Annotated in this window: 13 protein-coding genes and 1 riboswitch; of the genes, 6 read left to right on the plus strand and 7 right to left on the minus strand. The window is 62.7% G+C overall.

The window, feature by feature from the left end; genetic code table 11:
- The first annotated feature begins 164 nt into the window (after nucleotides 1–164).
- The 3 genes from NKH70_RS16780 (at nucleotide 165) to NKH70_RS16790 (ending at nucleotide 3,478) form a co-directional block, all read left to right on the plus strand.
- A complete protein-coding gene (locus NKH70_RS16780; protein WP_352715686.1) occupies nucleotides 165–1,364 on the plus strand; it encodes an aspartate aminotransferase family protein in 1,200 nt (399 codons plus the stop codon).
- A gap of 14 nt (nucleotides 1,365–1,378) precedes the next feature.
- On the plus strand, nucleotides 1,379–2,290 hold the full coding sequence (gene argF, locus NKH70_RS16785) for an ornithine carbamoyltransferase (RefSeq protein WP_352914271.1): 912 nt from the start codon (nucleotides 1,379–1,381) through the stop codon (nucleotides 2,288–2,290).
- Between the two features lie 177 nt (nucleotides 2,291–2,467).
- Entirely contained in the window at nucleotides 2,468–3,478 is a 1,011-nt protein-coding gene (locus NKH70_RS16790) for an Hsp33 family molecular chaperone (protein WP_352715680.1), read from the plus strand.
- Between the two features lie 6 nt (nucleotides 3,479–3,484).
- Here the strand turns inward: NKH70_RS16790 and apaG are convergent, their stop codons facing one another.
- On the minus strand, nucleotides 3,485–3,877 hold the full coding sequence (apaG, locus tag NKH70_RS16795) for a Co2+/Mg2+ efflux facilitator ApaG/CorD (protein ID WP_254816331.1): 393 nt from the start codon (nucleotides 3,875–3,877) through the stop codon (nucleotides 3,485–3,487).
- A 228-nt stretch (nucleotides 3,878–4,105) separates the two neighbouring features.
- On the opposite strand from apaG, the gene NKH70_RS16800 reads away from it, so the two are divergent.
- Nucleotides 4,106–5,260, plus strand: coding sequence for a glycosyltransferase (locus NKH70_RS16800; RefSeq protein ID WP_353025661.1), 1,155 nt, complete (start codon nucleotides 4,106–4,108; stop codon nucleotides 5,258–5,260).
- Nucleotides 5,261–5,296: 36 nt separating this feature from the next.
- On the opposite strand, the gene NKH70_RS16805 is transcribed toward NKH70_RS16800, so the two are convergent.
- Entirely contained in the window at nucleotides 5,297–6,487 is a 1,191-nt protein-coding gene (locus tag NKH70_RS16805; RefSeq protein ID WP_353025663.1) for an O-succinylhomoserine sulfhydrylase, read from the minus strand.
- 69 nt (nucleotides 6,488–6,556) lie between these two features.
- A riboswitch (SAM riboswitch) is annotated at nucleotides 6,557–6,634 on the minus strand.
- Nucleotides 6,635–6,769: 135 nt separating this feature from the next.
- Here NKH70_RS16805 and NKH70_RS16810 point away from each other — a divergent pair.
- The gene (locus NKH70_RS16810) at nucleotides 6,770–7,864 is read left to right on the plus strand and encodes a 2'-deoxycytidine 5'-triphosphate deaminase (RefSeq protein WP_353025665.1); all 1,095 of its coding nucleotides are present in this window, start codon (nucleotides 6,770–6,772) and stop codon (nucleotides 7,862–7,864) included.
- A 34-nt stretch (nucleotides 7,865–7,898) separates the two neighbouring features.
- Here NKH70_RS16810 and NKH70_RS16815 read toward each other — a convergent pair whose 3' ends face one another.
- The 5 genes from NKH70_RS16815 to chvE all read right to left on the minus strand — a co-directional run bounded on the left by NKH70_RS16815 (nucleotide 7,899) and on the right by chvE (nucleotide 13,543).
- Nucleotides 7,899–8,348 carry a hypothetical protein gene (locus NKH70_RS16815; RefSeq protein WP_352914266.1) on the minus strand — a complete coding sequence of 150 codons (450 nt, stop codon included), beginning with the start codon at nucleotides 8,346–8,348 and terminating at the stop codon, nucleotides 7,899–7,901.
- 27 nt (nucleotides 8,349–8,375) lie between these two features.
- Nucleotides 8,376–9,368 carry an AraD1 family protein gene (araD1, locus tag NKH70_RS16820; RefSeq protein WP_352715665.1) on the minus strand — a complete coding sequence of 331 codons (993 nt, stop codon included), beginning with the start codon at nucleotides 9,366–9,368 and terminating at the stop codon, nucleotides 8,376–8,378.
- Nucleotides 9,369–9,557: 189 nt separating this feature from the next.
- Nucleotides 9,558–10,850: a multiple monosaccharide ABC transporter permease gene (gene mmsB, locus NKH70_RS16825; protein ID WP_292659525.1), complete on the minus strand. Its 1,293-nt coding sequence runs from the start codon at nucleotides 10,848–10,850 to the stop codon at nucleotides 9,558–9,560.
- A complete protein-coding gene (gene mmsA, locus NKH70_RS16830) occupies nucleotides 10,847–12,379 on the minus strand; it encodes a multiple monosaccharide ABC transporter ATP-binding protein (protein ID WP_292659527.1) in 1,533 nt (510 codons plus the stop codon). Before mmsA ends, mmsB begins: the two co-directional genes overlap by 4 nt.
- A 99-nt stretch (nucleotides 12,380–12,478) precedes the next feature.
- Nucleotides 12,479–13,543 (minus strand): multiple monosaccharide ABC transporter substrate-binding protein, encoded by a 1,065-nt coding sequence (chvE, locus tag NKH70_RS16835; protein ID WP_254816339.1) that lies wholly within the window; start codon nucleotides 13,541–13,543, stop codon nucleotides 12,479–12,481.
- Between the two features lie 318 nt (nucleotides 13,544–13,861).
- On the opposite strand from chvE, the gene NKH70_RS16840 reads away from it, so the two are divergent.
- The gene (locus NKH70_RS16840; protein WP_352464898.1) at nucleotides 13,862–14,851 is read left to right on the plus strand and encodes a LysR family transcriptional regulator; all 990 of its coding nucleotides are present in this window, start codon (nucleotides 13,862–13,864) and stop codon (nucleotides 14,849–14,851) included.
- The last annotated feature ends 109 nt before the right edge of the window (nucleotides 14,852–14,960 follow it).

A 14,960-nucleotide genomic window follows, 5' to 3' on the forward strand; every position in this document is an offset into this window, starting at 1 on the left:
TTCCCCAACTTGCCCGGTCACTTACGAGCCGGCGTTGTGCTGGAGGGCTTGCCGCACGTCCTTACGCGACCTTTTCGTTGACTTCACGGCCGAAAAACACGATAAGCCACAAGGGCCGCCGCTTTGGCGGCTTTTTGATTTTTCCGGTTCCGGAGACGCATATAATGAGCGGTTCGGCGCTTTTCGAGACCTTTGTTCGCGCACCCCTGGCTTTCGACCACGGTGAAGGCACCTGGCTGGTCACCGATAAGGGCGAGCGATATCTCGACTTCGCCGGCGGCATCGCCGTGAATTCGTTGGGCTACAGCCATCCGCATCTGGTCGCGGCCCTCACCGAGCAGGCCGCCAAGCTCTGGCACGTCTCCAATCTGTACGAGATTCCGGGACAGAGCCGGCTCGGCGAGCGGCTGGCCGACGCCAGCTTCGCCGACAAGGTGTTCTTCACCAATTCCGGCGCAGAGGCACTCGAATGCGCCATCAAGACGGCGCGGCGCTACCACTTCGTCAAGGGCCATCCCGAGCGCTACCGCACAATCACCTTCGAAGGCGCGTTCCACGGCCGCACCCTGGCGACCATCGCCGCCGGCGGCCAGTACAAATACCTGGAAGGTTTCGGCCCCAAGGTCGACGGCTTCGACCAGGTCGGTTTCGACGATATCGACGCCGCCGAAAAGGCGATCACGCCTGAAACCGCGGCGATCCTGATCGAGCCGGTGCAAGGCGAGGGCGGCATCAGGCAAGTGCCGACGCAATCGCTGAAGCGCCTCCGGCAGCTCTGCGATCAGCACGGGCTGCTCCTGATTTTCGACGAGGTCCAATGCGGCGTCGGCCGCACCGGAAAGCTGTTCGCGCATGAGTGGGCGGGTGTCACACCCGACCTCATGGCGGTGGCCAAGGGCATCGGCGGCGGCTTTCCGATGGGTGCCTGCCTCGCCACCGACGAGGCAGCGGTCGGCATGACCGCCGGCGTGCACGGCACCACCTTCGGTGGCAATCCGCTGGCGATGGCGGTCGGCAACGCCGTGCTCGACGTGGTGCTGGAAGACGGCTTTCTCGAGGACGTCCGGCGCAAGGCGCTGCTGTTGAAGCAGGGGCTTGCCGGTGTCGCCGACGAATTTCCGGATGTTATCGAAAGCATCAGGGGCACCGGCCTGATGCTCGGGCTTAAATGCGCGATGCCCAACACCAAGGTCACGGTGGCACTGCGTGACCAGCATCTCTTGACGGTTCCGGCCGGCGACAACGTTATCCGCCTGCTGCCGCCTCTCACCGTCACCGACGCCGAGATCCACGAAGCGCTCGAGCGCATTCGTGCCGGCGCCAAAAGCCTGGCGGATGCCATCGTCGCTGCCGCCGCGAAGTAATCCTGGAATTCCTGATGTCCCTTCGCCATTTCACCGATCTTTCCGCCGTTTCCGAAGGCGATCTGCGCTTCATGCTCGACGACGCAGCTGTGCGAAAGGCAAGGCTCAAGGCCGGCGAACGCACCAAGCCGCTCGAAGGAAAGGTGCTGGCAATGATCTTCGACAAGCCGTCGACGCGCACGCGCGTGTCGTTCGACGTCGGTATGCGGCAGTTGGGTGGCGAGACGATCATGCTGACCGGCACCGAGATGCAGCTTGGCCGTTCCGAGACCATTGCCGACACGGCCAAGGTGCTGTCGCGCTATGTCGATGCCATCATGATCCGCACCACCTCGCATGACCGGCTGCTGGAACTGACGGAAAACGCTACGGTCCCCGTCATCAACGGGCTGACCGACGAGACCCATCCCTGCCAGCTGATGGCCGACATCATGACCTTCGAAGAGCATCGCGGTCCGGTGGCCGGCAAGACGATCGCCTGGACCGGCGACGGCAACAACGTGCTGCATTCGCTGCTGGAGGCTTCTGCGCGGTTCCGCTTCAAGCTGAACGTCGCCGTGCCCGAGGGCAGCGAACCGGCTCAGAAACATGTCGACTGGTCGAAAGCCAATGGCGGCAAGCTGAAATTCACCCGTTCGCCCGAGGAGGCCGTTCACGAGGCCGACTGCATCGTCACCGACTGCTGGGTGTCGATGGGCCAGGAGCACCGTGCCCGCGGCCACAATGTCTTCTTGCCCTATCAGGTCAATGCGGCACTGATGGCGAAAGCCAAGCCGGACGCGCTGTTCATGCACTGTCTGCCGGCGCATCGCGGTGAGGAGGTTACCGACGAGGTCATCGACGGGCCGCATTCGGTGGTGTTCGATGAGGCCGAGAACCGGCTCCATGCCCAGAAGGCGGTCTTGGCCTGGTGCCTGGGCGCTTGATACGGGCCGCGGTGATCCGGGCCGGCCTGATCCGCGCCGCCTTGATCTGCGCCGCCTTGATCCGGGCCGCCTTGATCCGGAAGTGGGTGGTGCCTATCTCAGGCGCATCACGCAAATCGAGCGCGTCTCGTCGCATGCGCCCCGGAGGGCGGCATCGCCGCGCCCCGGAGCTTTGTCATGTTGGAAACTCATCAATTGGCTGAACATAAACCCAAGCTCGGCGAATTCGGCTACGCCGGCGACGACCATGTCGTGCCGTTCGAGGTCGGCCCGCTCGACGTGCGCGGCCGCACCGTCCAGCTCGGGTCGATGCTCGACGCTATTCTCAGCCGCCACGACTATCCCGAGCCGGTCGCCCGGCTCCTGGCCGAAGCCTGTGTGCTGACGGTATTGCTCGGAACTTCGCTGAAGTTCGAGGGTAAGTTCATTCTGCAGACCCGCACCGACGGGCCGGTCGACATGCTGGTCGCGGATTTCTCCACGCCGCACGCGCTGCGCGCTTATGCCCGCTTCGATGCCGACCGGCTGCAGGCTTTGACTTCTGCCGGCGAGACGTCACCGCAGACGCTACTCGGCAGCGGCGTCCTGGCGCTGACCATCGACCAGGGCGCTCACACGCAACGCTACCAGGGCATCGTCCAGCTCGACGGCGTCACACTGGAAGATGCCGCACGCACCTATTTCCGCCAGTCGGAGCAGATTCCGACCGACCTCCGGCTTTCGGTTGCCAAGCTTCTGACGCCCGGCGTCGGCGGTGCCCGCGAGCAATGGCGGGCCGGTGGCTTGCTGGCACAATTCCTGCCGCAGTCGGCGGAGCGCATGCGCGTACCCGACCTTCCCGGTGGCGACGGCGATCCGCGTGAGGAAATCCACGACCCGACCGACAATTCCTGGCAGGAGCTGCTGGCGCTGCTTGGTACCATTGAACCGACCGAGCTGATCGATCCGACGATCGGCGCCGAACGGCTGCTTTACCGGCTTTTCCACGAGCATGGCGTCCGCGTCTTCGGCGGGGTGCCGGTCGCCGACCAGTGCTCATGCTCGAGGGAGAAGATCCGCGGCATCCTCGAAGGCTTTTCCGCCGAGGAGATCAGGGACAGCACCGAGGATGGCAGCATTCACGTCGCCTGCGAATTCTGCTCGAAGCAATATGACTTCGACCCGGCGGAGTTTGCAGCGGCTGGATGACGAGCCTCAATTGACGGTGCGCCGCGTGCCTGGCAAATCGAGCGAGAAGGCGGGGATGGCAACGTCGAACGTCTCGCCCCGTTTGTTGCGCATTGTGTAGTGCCCGACCATGATGCCGGACGGGGTCGAGAGCGGGCATCCAGACGTATACTGATAGCTGTCGCCGGGGTTGAGTCCGGGTTGCTCGCCGACGACCCCGGGACCGCGCACTTCCTCGACCTTGCCGGTGCCGTCGGTAATGTGCCAGTAGCGTGATAGAAGCTGCACGAACTCATCCGACTGATTGTCGATGGTCACCTGGTAGCCCCAGACATAGCGGTTTTGCGGCGGGTCGGAGTGATCCTCCAGATAGAACGGCCTGACCTGCACTTCGATGTTGCGGGTGACGGCGCTGTACATGAACTGCTCCAAAGCAATGTAGATGGAACTTTCGATGCTCAGCGCAGTTTGGTCAACGATGCGCGGCATCTTCTTGCCCGATCTCAAGCGCAGGTGCCGAAAAACAATGTCATTTGAGTGACACATGACAATGATGGTGTGCAGGCTTGTGCTGGGCGACTCAGCGTTTTGTCGAATTGTTGAAAACGGCCGTCATGCGGCCGGCATTTCTGGAGTGACCAGATCTCGATGGAACCGACATTCGCAGCCGCCCTCCTTTCCATAGCCCTCCTTCTTTCAAATCTCGCCAGCATCCTGTTAGCTTCGCTGAAGCTGAAGCGACCAGCCAGGATTGCACCGCCCGCGGCCGACGCGCCGCCGGTATCGATCGTCGTCCCGGCGCGCGGCGTCGAGCCGTTTGCCGAAGAGACTCTGGAGCGCGCCTTCTCCCTCGACTGGCCGCGCTACGAACTCATCTTCTGCGTCGCCCATACCGATGACCCGGTGGTCAAGCCGATCACCGCCGCAATGGCGCGGTTTCCAGCTATTCGCGCCCGCCTTCTAGTCGGTGACGACCGCATCAGCGGCAATCCAAAACTCAATAATTGCGTGAAGGGTTGGGAGGCGGCCCATTATCGCTGGGTCATCCTTGCCGATTCCAACGTGCTTATGCCGAGCGATTATGTCCAACAGCTGATGGCGGCATGGCGGCCCGATACCGGCCTCGTCTGCTCGACGCCGATCGGCTCGCGGCCGGACGGGTTTTGGGGGGAGGTCGAATGCGCCTTTCTCAACACGCTGCAGGCACGCTGGCAGTACGCTGGAGAGGCGCTCGGCCTCGGCTTCGCGCGGGGCAAGAGCATGTTGTGGAACAAGCCGATGCTCGATGCCAATGGCGGCATCCGCGCGCTTGCTGCCGAGATCGCCGAGGACGCCGCCGCGACCAAGCTGGTCAACGGGCTCGGACTGCGGGTCAATCTTGTCGCCTCGCCCTTCGAACAGCCGCTCGGCCGGCGCACGCTTGGCGAGATCTGGTCGCGGCAGGCGCGCTGGGCGCGGCTGCGCCGCGTCACCTTTGCACTGTTCTTTGCCCCCGAAATCCTGATCGGCGCGGCGCCGCCGCTGGTGCTTGCGCTGATCGCCGCGGCTGACGCCGGCGGCAGCCTGCCGGCAACCGCCATCGCCGTGCTGGTCGCGGCCTACCTGCCGGAATGCGTCTTGGCCTCGGCCAAGGGATGGCACCTGTCGCCGCGCACGATCCCGGCGATGATGGCGCGAGACCTGATGCTTCCCGCCATTTGGGCGCGCGGATGGCTGAGCGGCGCCGTCGACTGGCGCGGCAACGTGATGACCATCCAGACCAAGGCCGTCGCGGAGCTGGAAGAGACCCCGTCCGGCGCCTGATCGGCGCATCCCCGCTCGCCTCTGTTCGGCCAGTCCTTATCCGGCAGCTCTCAGCGCTTGCTCGATATCTTCGAGCAGATCGTTGGCATCTTCCAGGCCGACGGAAAGCCTGAGCGTTCCCGGTCCGATACCGAGCTCGGCGCGAGCCTCATCGGTCAAGTTCTTGTGCGTCGTCGTCGCCGGATGGGTGATCAGGCTCTTGGCATCGCCGAGATTGTTGGAAATCAGCACGATCTCGAGTGCGTTCTGGAAGGCAAAGGCCGCCTGCTTGCCGCCCTTCACATCCAGGCAGATCAGCGTCGAGCCGCCCGACATCTGCTTCTGGACCACGGCCGCTTGCGGGTGGTCGGCGCGGCCGGGATAGATGACGCGGGCGATTTGCGGGCGCTCGGCGAGGAAATCCGCGATGCGGCCGGCACTTTCCGTCTGCTGACGTACGCGCAGCGGCAGCGTCTCCAGGCCTTTCAGCAGCGTCCAGGCATTGAAGGGCGAGAGGCTGGGGCCGGTGTGGCGGAAATAGTCGTGCAGGTTCTCGTCGATCCATTTCTTGTCCGACAGGACGATGCCGCCAAGACAGCGCCCCTGGCCATCAATATGCTTGGTCGCGGAGTAGACGACGATGTGGGCGCCGAGCTGCAGGGGTTTCTGCTGCAAGGGCGTGGCGAAGACATTGTCGACGATCAGCCTGGCGCCAATCGAGTTGGCAAGTGCGGCGACGGCGGCGATGTCGACCACCTCCAGCGTCGGATTGGTCGGGCTTTCCAGGAAGAACAGTTTGGTGTTCGGCTTGACCGCCTTTTCCCAACTGGCGATGTCTGTGCCGTCGACCAGTGTTGCCTCGATGCCGTATTTCGGCGCCAGCGTCTCGACCACCCAGCGGCAGGAGCCGAACAGCGCGCGCGCCGCGACGATATGGTCGCCCGCCTTGGCGCTGCACAGCAGTGCTGCCGTCACCGCCGCCATGCCGGATGCCGTGGCGCGCGCGTCCTCGGCGCCTTCCAGCGCGCACATGCGTTTTTCAAACATGTCGACGGTCGGGTTGGCATAGCGCGAATAGATGAAGCCCGGCTCCTCGCCCTTGAAGCGGGCTTCCGCCGCTTGCGCCGTCTCGTAGACATAGCCTTGGGTGAGATACATCGCCTCGGAGGTCTCGCCGAAGCCGGAACGCAGCGTCCCGGCATGCACGAGTGCGGTCTGAGGCTTCCAGTCGCGCTTCTTGTTCATCATTCTATCCAACACCAAAAATGGTCCAAACAACAAAAAACCGGTCGCGAAAGTCGCAACCGGTCCATATGGCCTTGCGGCCCGACGGTCCTTTAGCGACTTGTTTAACGTGGCTGCAAGCCGACCGGCCAAATCACCACGGGATAACGACCTTTAGACCCGCGCCACGCTTGCGTCAATTGCCGGCATGATTAAGAGGGTTGTACCAAGCAGGTGCCAAAGGCGTCCACGGTCGGACCTGCGACAGAACAAGACCTCGCCCGGCGTTCGAACGGAGCCAGACCCTTGCGGCAGACAGGCATTCTTCCCGATCAGGATATTTCCGCGCTGTTCCAGTCGGGCGCGCTGAAATCGCCGCGCACGCTCGATGCCGATCAGATCCAGCCGGCCAGCCTTGACCTCAGGCTCGGCGACAAGGCCTGGCGGGTGCGTGCTTCCTTCTTGCCCGGCCCGGACCACAGGGTTGTCGATAAGCTCGACCGGCTGAAGCTGCACGAGATCAACCTCGCCGATGGTGCCGTGCTGGAAACCGGCTGCGTCTACATCGTGCCGCTGCTCGAAAGCCTGGCGCTGCCCGTGCATATTTCCGCCTCCGCCAACCCGAAAAGCTCGACCGGACGGCTCGATATCTTCACCCGGGTAATGACCGATCGCGGCCACGAGTTCGACAAGATCGCCGCCGGCTATGAAGGCCCGCTCTATCTGGAGGTCAGCCCGCGCACCTTCCCGATCGTGGTGCGGACCGGCTCGCGGCTGTCGCAGATCAGGTTCCGCACCGGCAATGCGCTTTTGTCGGAAAGCGAGCTGCACGAGTTGCACCGCGCCGAAATGCTGGTCGCCACCGAACCACCCAATATCTCAGGCGGTGGCATCGCGCTGTCGATCGATCTCGACGGCGACAAGGACGGGCTGGTCGGCTATCGCGGCAAGCACCACACCGGCCTGGTCGACGTCGACAAGCGCGCCGCGCAGGATGTCGTCGATTTCTGGGAGCCGCTCTACAAGAGCGGTGCCGGCGAGCTGGTGCTCGATCCGGACGAATTCTATATTCTGGTGTCGCGCGAGGCGGTGCATGTGCCGCCGCTCTACGCCGCCGAAATGACGCCCTTCGATCCGCTGGTCGGCGAGTTCCGCGTCCATTATGCCGGTTTCTTCGACCCGGGTTTCGGCCATTCGGCGTCGGGCGGCACCGGCAGCCGGGCGGTGCTCGAGGTACGCAGCCATGAAGTGCCGTTCATCCTCGACCACGGCCAGATCGTCGGGCGGCTAGTCTACGAGCACATGCTGAAACGGCCGCAAGCGCTCTACGGCACAGATCTCGGCTCGAACTATCAGGCGCAGGGCCTGAAACTGTCCAAGCATTTCCGCGCCGCGCGCTGAGCTTGTTCGCAAGCCGTCAGCCGCGAACAAGCCGTCAGCCGCGAAACAGATATTCTTTCGCGGCGCCAAGGCAGCCATGAAACTGACCGATAAAGAGCAGTTCTCGCACTGCCAATCGCTTCTTCCCCCAAAATCCTCTGGTTTGCTTCTCGTCAAGTGAGGCGCTTGAGCTGGACTGCAAGGGGAACAACTGCTTGCCGAGACATCCCAGCACATGGGCTCTGGCGGAGTCGATACCGCAGGCTCTGCCATTGTCGTTCATTCTGTCAGCGCGGAGTGCGGACGTCATGCGATCCGCGTTGCGCATCAGAAAGCTCACTTGCGATTTCGAATAGCCGGTGGCCAGAAGCCGGTTAGTCATCGACATCCGGGCTTCGCGATAGGATTTTGCGCTGCATTGTCCGGCGCTGTAAGCCGCTGGGGAGAAATAGGCGAGGAACAGGACTAAACTTACGAACACAGTGCCAATCCGCAGGCCGTTCATCTTTCGCCCCTGAATTCTGTCACCAGTTTACAACGCCTTCACCGCCACCTTCACCGGCTGCTCGATTTCAAGCGGGTTGCGCAGCGGCAGGCCGAAATCCTGGGCCTCGATTTCGAACACGTCGCCGGCCTCGGTCCTGATGCCGTCGGCGAAGGACAGCGTCGCCGTGCCGAACATGTGCACATGCACGTCGCCCGGCTGGCGGAAGGCCGAGTATTTGAAGTGGTGATGCTCGAGATTGCCAATGGTGTGCGACATGTTCGCCTCGCCCGACAGGAACGGCTTTTCCCAAAGCAGCTTGCCGTCACGCAGGATGCGTGAGGCGCCGCGGATGTCGGACGGCAGATCGCCGATCAGGATTTCGGGCCCGAACGAAGCGTTGCGCAGCTTGGAATGGGCAAGGAAGAGATAGTTCACGCGCTCGGTGACGTGGTCGGAAAACTCGTTCGACAGCGTGAAGCCGACGCGGAACGGGGCGCCGTCGTCGCCGATCACATAGATACCGGCGATTTCCGGCTCCTCGCCGGCATCCTGGGCGAAGGCCGGCGACATAAGCGGCGCCCCGGGCGCCACTGCCATGGTGCCATTGCCCTTGTAGAACCATTCCGGCTGCACGCCAGTCTGGCCCTTCGCCGGCTTGCCGCCCTCAAGCCCCATGCGGAACATCTTCATGGAATCGGTCAGCTGTTCCTCGCCGTCCGTGCTGAGCTTCTTATGCATGGAATCGCGGGTCGCGGCGGAGCCGAGATGCGTCAGCCCGGTGCCGGTGAGATGGAGATGCGCCGGATCGGGATGGTTGATCGGCGACAGCAGCCGCCCCTTCTTGTAGGCTGCGTCGAGATCGACGGTTTCGCCAAAGCCCTTGCGCTCGATCAGGGCGACAAGCCCGCTGCCGGTGCGCGCGGCCTCCATCGCCAGCGAATAGACGCTGCGGGCGCCGTTGATGACGCGGGTCTTGCCGCCGTTGCGGGCAACGACGCGGATCGTCTCGGCGTCGTCGAGGATCTGTGAGATCAGCATGGTAACCCTCTCTGAATTGCGGGCTGGCCTGCCTTTCTCGGCAAACCCTACCCTGCGCGGCCCGGACCCTGTCCTCGCCTCGGTTGAAATTCTTCGTCCGGATTGCGCTCGCGGATCAGGTCCTTCGGGGGACTTTTTCGCGTCGCCCGGCAGCGCCGCGATATGACCCGTATGCCTCCTGGTTGCCTCTCAAGCCTTGTTCTTGTTGTAGACGTCGAAGACGACGGCGCCGAGCAGCACCAGGCCTTTGACCACCTGCTGCCAGTCGACATTGACGCCCATGATCGACATGCCGTTGTTCATGACGCCCATGATAAAGCCGCCGACCACCGCGCCGATGACCTGGCCGACACCGCCCATCGCCGAAGCGCCACCGATGAACACCGCGGCGATGACGTCAAGCTCGCTGCCGAGGCCCGCCGCCGGCACAGCCTGGCCCAGGCGCGCAGCGATAATCAGGCCGCCGAGTGCCGACAGCACGCCCATATTGATGAACACCATCAACGTCAGCCGTTCGGTCTTGATGCCCGATAGCTGGGCTGCCTTGGCATTGCCGCCCATCGCATAGATGCGACGGCCGATCGTCATGCGTTTGGTAACGAAGACGAACAACGCGATCAGCACGCCCATCACCATGAGAACGATGGGGAGACCCCTATAGGTGGCGAATTGGTAGACGAGAAACAGCGCCAGCGCGCTGATCACCAGGGTCTTGACGACGAACAGCGAGAAGGGCTCGGCTTCGTAGCCATGCTTCTCGCGGGTGCGCCGTGCCCTGAGTCCGAAATAGGCATAGGCGAGCACGGCGACGAGGCCGATCACGATCGTCGTCAGGTGCAGCGTCAGGCCGCTGCCGACAATGGTTTTGCCGGCGGCGTTCACGGTTGGCGGTATCAGCGTCAATGGGCCGATCAGGTCCGGAATGAAGCCGGAACTGAGCGCCTTGAAGCCGACGGGGAGCGGCCCCACGGAAGACCCGCCACCCAGCAGCGCCTGGCAGATGCCGCGGAAGATCAGCATGCCCGCCAGTGTGACGATGAAGCTCGGTATTCGATGATAGGCAATCCAGTAGCCTTGTGCCGCGCCGATCGCGCCACCGACGATCAGGCAGATGATCGACACCACCAGCGGATTGCTCAACGGGCCAAGCGGCCAGATGACCATCATCATCGCCGCCAGCGCGCCGATGAAGCCGGCGACGGAGCCGACGCTGAGATCGATGTGGCCCGAAACGATCACCAGAAGCATGCCCAGCGCCATCACGATGATGAAGCTGTTCTGCTGAACCAGATTGCTGAGGTTCACCGGCTTGAACAGCGTTCCGGACGTGGTGAACTGGAAGAACACCATGATTGCGATCAACGCCAGCACCAACCCGTATTCGCGCAGGTTGGTGACCAGCGCCGAGACGGCAATGCGAGGTCCCTGTTGTAGGTCCTGGGCAACGCCGGTCTGCGGCCCGGGAGCGCTTTCGGTGCTCATGATGCTTTTCCTTCTCCGCGGACGATGGCGCGCATTATCTTTTCCTGGCTGGCGTCGCTCGCCGCCATTTCGCCGACGATGCGTCCTTCGTTCATGACGTAGATGCGGTCGGTGATGCCGAGCAGTTCGGGCATTTCCGACGAGATGACGATGATTGCCTTACCCTCGGAGGCGAGACGCGCGATGATCGTATAGATTTCATACTTGGCACCGACGTCGATACCGCGTGTCGGCTCGTCGAGAATCAGCACTTCCGGATTGGCGAACAGCCATTTCGACAGCACCACCTTCTGTTGATTTCCGCCAGAAAGGTTGCCGGTCATCTGGTAGACGCTCGAGGCTCGGATATTGGTCCTGCCGCGATAATCATTGGCGACCGAGAGCTCGCGCAAATCGTCGATCACGCCGTGGCGCGACACGCCGGGCAGGTTGGCCAGCGTGATGTTGTGCTTGATGTGGTCGATCAAGTTGAGACCGTAGGTCTTGCGGTCCTCGGTAACGTAGGCGATGCCGTGCTCCACCGCCTTGCTCACCGAAGAGACATCGATCGGCTTGCCGTTAAGGAACGCCTCGCCGGTGATGCGACGGCCATAGGACCGGCCGAACAGGCTCATGGCAAACTCGGTCCGGCCGGCGCCCATGAGCCCGGCAATGCCGACCACTTCGCCCTTGCGGGCGTTGAGGTTGATGCCCTTGATGACCTGCCGCTCGGCATGGATGGGGTGGTAGACCGACCAGTTTTTCACTTCGAGGACGGTCTCGCCGATCTTCGGCTCGCGCGGCGGATAGCGGTCGTCGAGCGAACGGCCGACCATCGAGGTAATGATGCGGTCCTCCGAGATGTCCTTCTTGGCCAGCGTCTCGATGGTCCGGCCGTCACGGATGATGGTGACCTTGTCGGCGACCCGGTTCACCTCGTTGAGCTTGTGCGAGATCAGGATCGAAGTGATGCCTTGCCGCTTGAATTCGAGCAGCAGATCGAGCAGCGCCTGGCTGTCCTTTTCGGACAGGCTCGCGGTCGGCTCGTCGAGAATGAGCAACTTCACTTCCTTGCTGAGCGCCTTGGCGATCTCGACCAGCTGCTGCTTGCCGACGCCGATATTGGTGATCAGCGTGTTGGGGTCTTCCTTGAGGCCGACCTTCTTGAGCAGGGCGCTGGTGCGCGTCTCGTTGGCATTCCAGTCGATGACGCCGTATCTGGCGTGCTCGTTGCCGAGAAAGATGTTTTCGGCAATCGACAACATCGGCACCAGCGCAAGCTCCTGATGGATGATGACGATGCCCTTGCGTTCGCTATCATGGATGCCTTTGAAATGGCACTCATCGCCGCGATAGATGATCTGGCCGTCATAGGTGCCGGACGGATACACGCCCGACAGCACCTTCATCAGCGTCGACTTGCCGGCGCCGTTCTCGCCGACCACGGCATGGATCTCGCCTTCCTCGACCATGAGCTTGACGTTCGACAGCGCCTTGACGCCGGGAAACGTCTTGGTGATGTCGCGCATCTCCAAAATCGTCGATGCCATTGAGAATACCACTCCTGCGAGGTCCGCAAACAATACCGGGCTGGCTCGCCAACGAAAAGGGGCCCTGCCTGCGCAGGACCCCAGGCTTTGTAACCGCGATTACTTCAGTTCTTCGGCCTTGATGTAGCCGGAGTCGACCACCAGCGCCTGGTAGTTCGACTTGTCGACGTCATGCGGCGTCAACAGGATCGAGGGAACGACCTTGACATCGTTGTTGTAGGTCGTGGTGTCGAGGCCTTCCGGCTTGCCGCCCGAGAGCACCTTGTCGACGAGTTCGACCGTCGCCTTGGCGAGTTCGCGGGTGTCCTTAAACACGGTCGAATACTGTTCGCCGGCGATGATCGCTTTGACCGAAGCGGTCTCGGCGTCCTGTCCGGTGACGATCGGCCATGGCTGATCGGCAGTACCGTAGCCTACGGCGCGCAGCGAAGCGATGATGCCGCGCGACAGGCCGTCATAGGGCGAGAGCACGCCATCGACGCGGCTGCCGTCCGAGTAGTTGGCGGAGAGCAGATTGTCCATGCGGGCCTGGGCGGTTGCCGCCAGCCAGCGCAGCGTGCCGACCTTGTCCATGCCCATCTGGCCGGACTTCACGACGAGGGTCTTATCGTCGATCAGCGGCTGAAGAACCGACATGGCGCCGTTATAGAAGAAGAACGCATTGTTGTCGTCCGGCGAACCGCCGAACAGCTCGATGTTGAACGGACCCTTCTTCTCGGGATAGCCGAGGCCCTTGAGCAGCGATTTGGCCTGGATGACGCCGACGCCGAAATTGTCGAAGGTGGTGTAGTAGTCGACATTTGGCGTCTTCTTGATCAGGCGGTCGTAAGCGACGACGACAACGCCTGCGTCATTCGCCTTCTGCAGCGCATCGCCCATCGTGGTGCCGTCGATCGAAGCGATGATCAGCGCCTTCGGGCCCTTGGTGATTTCGTTTTCCAGCTGGCTGAGCTGGTTCGGAATGTCGTCCTGCGCATATTGCAGGTCGACGGTGTAGCCCAGAGCCTCGAGCTGGGACTTGACGGCGTCGCCGTCGTTGATCCAGCGCTGCGAGGTCTTGGTGGGCATCAGCACGCCGATCAGGCCTTCGCCCGCCTGCGCCGGCAGCGTCATGGCCGCGATGCCTAGGGCCGCGACGGCGGCCAGTGTCTTGATAATCTTCACATTAACTCTCCCTGGTTGATGGACGCGTACCCTTGGGTTTCGTGGGCCGCGCAATCGTGCAGGAGCGCCAAACGCGCCGCTGCCGTCAATCGATCTCCGGTATCCTCCCAATCGGCCCCGAAACTCTGGTTTCAATCGATACGAATTTTCCCTCGTCACCGATCGTCAAGTCTCAGGACGCGCGAAGGGTGTGTCGCTTTGCCATAACTGTCAAATGCGATCTTTGATGGTTGCTATATCGAGACTGATATGGCTTAGGCTAGTGACGACGCTGCCGGATTCAGCCGGGGCGCCGGGCGTAGGAGTAGGGAAAAAATCATGGCGGCGCTGCGAAATCCTGGCGGAATATCAGCCGGTTACGATGAGATTCCGGGTGATGGCGGAACCTTGCTGCGCAGCGGCTTGAGCCTGCGTCACATGCGCATGATCGCGGCCCTCGACGAGCACGGCCGGGTGAGTGCCGCGGCCCAGGTCATGAACATCTCGCAGCCGGCCGCCTCGCGCATGATCGCCGAGATGGAGGCCGTGCTCGACGTCAAGCTCTGCGAAAGGCTGCCGCGCGGCATCACGCTGACGCCTTATGGCAAGGCGTTGGCACGGCGCGCGCGATCGATCCTGCTCGAGATGCGCGAGGTCGACCGTGAGATATTCGAGCTCAAGGCGGGCAAGGGTGGCTCGGTGTTTCTGGGCGCGGTGACAGCACCGGCGATCGAGCTGGCAGTGCCGGCGATCCGCGAGATCCGGCGCCTCTATCCGCGCATCGAAATCACCATGCAGGTCGAGACCTCGAACGTGCTTGCGCGCGAGCTGATCGCCTCGCGCCACGATTTCATCATCGCCCGCATCCCCGACGATCTCAATCCGCGGCTGTTCGAAGCGCGAGTCATCGGCGTCGAGAAGGCCTGCCTGATCGTGCGCCGCGGCCATCCGCTGACCAAGGGCAAGGCAGTGCGGCTGGAAGACACCGCCGCCTATGACTGGGTCTTCCAGTCGGGCGGTTCGCCGCTGCGCCAGGCGATGGAGAGCAACTTCCTGAACCGAAACATCGCCCTGCCGGACCGCATCCTCAACACCAGCTCGCTGCTATTGACTCTGGTCATGGTCGCGCAATCCGACGCCATCGCGCCGGTGTCGATCCAGGTCGCGAAGTTCATCCAGAACCCGGAAGGCCTGGCCGGCGCCATCGATGTTGTCCAGACCGAATTCGACATCGAGGTCAGGCCCTACAGCCTGATCACGGTAAAGAACCGCGCGCTGTCGCCGGCAGCCAAGATGCTGCACGATTTTATTCTGCGAGAGGTGGGCTGAGGGTTGGAGCGGGTAGCGGGCGCATCCCGTGGTCGGCCAGACGACCAGACAGGCCCGCCAGCAGCGGCGCCGATGCACGTCCGCCCCTATTGCGTGATGCTTAAAAAAG

Origin of the sequence: Mesorhizobium sp. M0991 (assembly GCF_040318915.1) — a bacterium.
Taxonomy (GTDB): domain Bacteria; phylum Pseudomonadota; class Alphaproteobacteria; order Rhizobiales; family Rhizobiaceae; genus Mesorhizobium.

What these genes read in the sequence shown, in the direction of transcription:
- NKH70_RS16800 (WP_353025661.1), top strand. Translation starts at nt 4,106, where the DNA reads ATGGAACCGACATTCGCAGCCGCCCTCCTTTCCATAGCCCTCCTTCTT.
- NKH70_RS16780 (WP_352715686.1), top strand. Translation starts at nt 165, where the DNA reads ATGAGCGGTTCGGCGCTTTTCGAGACCTTTGTTCGCGCACCCCTGGCT.
- mmsB (WP_292659525.1), bottom strand. Translation starts at nt 10,850, where the DNA reads ATGAGCACCGAAAGCGCTCCCGGGCCGCAGACCGGCGTTGCCCAGGAC.
- NKH70_RS16790 (WP_352715680.1), top strand. Translation starts at nt 2,468, where the DNA reads ATGTTGGAAACTCATCAATTGGCTGAACATAAACCCAAGCTCGGCGAA.
- NKH70_RS16805 (WP_353025663.1), bottom strand. Translation starts at nt 6,487, where the DNA reads ATGATGAACAAGAAGCGCGACTGGAAGCCTCAGACCGCACTCGTGCAT.
- argF (WP_352914271.1), top strand. Translation starts at nt 1,379, where the DNA reads ATGTCCCTTCGCCATTTCACCGATCTTTCCGCCGTTTCCGAAGGCGAT.
- apaG (WP_254816331.1), bottom strand. Translation starts at nt 3,877, where the DNA reads ATGTACAGCGCCGTCACCCGCAACATCGAAGTGCAGGTCAGGCCGTTC.
- NKH70_RS16815 (WP_352914266.1), bottom strand. Translation starts at nt 8,348, where the DNA reads ATGAACGGCCTGCGGATTGGCACTGTGTTCGTAAGTTTAGTCCTGTTC.
- mmsA (WP_292659527.1), bottom strand. Translation starts at nt 12,379, where the DNA reads ATGGCATCGACGATTTTGGAGATGCGCGACATCACCAAGACGTTTCCC.
- araD1 (WP_352715665.1), bottom strand. Translation starts at nt 9,368, where the DNA reads ATGCTGATCTCACAGATCCTCGACGACGCCGAGACGATCCGCGTCGTT.
- NKH70_RS16840 (WP_352464898.1), top strand. Translation starts at nt 13,862, where the DNA reads ATGGCGGCGCTGCGAAATCCTGGCGGAATATCAGCCGGTTACGATGAG.